General features: G+C 54.5%; 1 rRNA gene (only partly in view). It reads left to right on the forward strand.

From position 1 onward, the window contains the following. Nucleotides 1-113: 113 nt before the first annotated feature. Nucleotides 114-1,682, forward strand: a 23S ribosomal RNA gene (locus ACFWH5_RS15430); it runs 1,636 nt beyond the window's last position.

Below are 1,682 nucleotides of genomic sequence, written 5' to 3' on the forward strand. Positions count from 1 at the left end.
TGGGGTTCGTGGTGGGGGGACCGCCCGTACTTTGAGAACTACACAGTGGACGCGAGCATCTTAAAGAATTATTGATCACCAGTCTTTTCCTGGACTGGTGGTCACTCATGTGATTTCAAGTCTTTAAGAGCAAACGGTGGATGCCTTGGCATCTGGAGCCGAAGAAGGACGTAGCAATCTGCGATAAGCCTCGGGGAATTGATAAGCGAGTTTTGATCCGAGGATTTCCGAATGGGGAAACCCCGCTGGGCGTTTATGCGACCTGGTGACTCCCGCCTGAATATATAGGGCGGGTAGAGGGAACGTGGGGAAGTGAAACATCTCAGTACCCACAGGAAGAGAAAACAACAGTGATTCCGTGAGTAGTGGCGAGCGAAAGCGGATGAGGCTAAACCGGGTGTGTGTGATAGCCGGCAGGCGTTGCATGCCCGGGGTTGCGGGACTTTTCGTACCATTCTGCCGAGTGGTGAACGTGATGTGAGGGTATAGACGAACCGTCTTGAAAGTCGGGCCGTAGTGGGTGACAGCCCCGTAGTCGACATGCCCTGCGCAGCGTGAAGAGTATCCCAAGTAGCACGGGGCCCGAGAAATCCCGTGTGAATCTGTCAGGACCACCTGATAAGCCTAAATACTCCCAGATGACCGATAGCGGACAAGTACCGTGAGGGAAAGGTGAAAAGTACCCCGGGAGGGGAGTGAAATAGTACCTGAAACCGTTTGCTTACAAACCGTTGGAGCCTCCTTAGTAGGGGTGACAGCGTGCCTTTTGAAGAATGAGCCTGCGAGTTAGTGATATGTGGCGAGGTTAACCCGTGTGGGGTAGCCGTAGCGAAAGCGAGTCTGAATAGGGCGATTCAGTCGCATGTCCTAGACCCGAAGCGAAGTGATCTATCCATGGCCAGGCTGAAGCGACGGTAAGACGTCGTGGAGGGCCGAACCCACTTAGGTTGAAAACTGAGGGGATGAGCTGTGGATAGGGGTGAAAGGCCAATCAAACTTCGTGATAGCTGGTTCTCTCCGAAATGCATTTAGGTGCAGCGTTGCGTGTTTCTTGCCGGAGGTAGAGCTACTGGATGGCCGATGGGCCTCACCAGGTTACTGACGTCAGCCAAACTCCGAATGCCGGTAAGTGAGAGCGCAGCAGTGAGACTGTGGGGGATAAGCTTCATAGTCGAGAGGGAAACAACCCAGACCACCATCTAAGGTCCCAAAGCGCGTGCTAAGTGGAAAAGGATGTGGAGTTGCTCAGACAACCAGGAGGTTGGCTTAGAAGCAGCCACCCTTGAAAGAGTGCGTAATAGCTCACTGGTCAAGTGATTCCGCGCCGACAATGTAACGGGGCTCAAGCACGCCACCGAAGTTGTGGCATTGACATTATTGGTAGGCCTTCGTGGTCCAGCCGTGTTGATGGGTAGGAGAGCGTCGTGTGGCGAGTGAAGCGGCGGTGTGAACCAGCCGTGGACGCCACACGAGTGAGAATGCAGGCATGAGTAGCGAAAGACGTGTGAGAAACACGTCCTCCGGAAGACCAAGGGTTCCAGGGTCAAGCTAATCTTCCCTGGGTAAGTCGGGACCTAAGGCGAGGCCGACAGGCGTAGTCGATGGACAACGGGTTGATATTCCCGTACCGGCGAAGAACCGCCCCAGCCAATCCAGTGGTGCTAAGCGCCCGAACCATCACA

The organism is Microbacterium sp. NPDC058345, from assembly GCF_042723855.1.
In the GTDB taxonomy this organism is placed as follows: Bacteria; Actinomycetota; Actinomycetes; order Actinomycetales; family Microbacteriaceae; genus Microbacterium.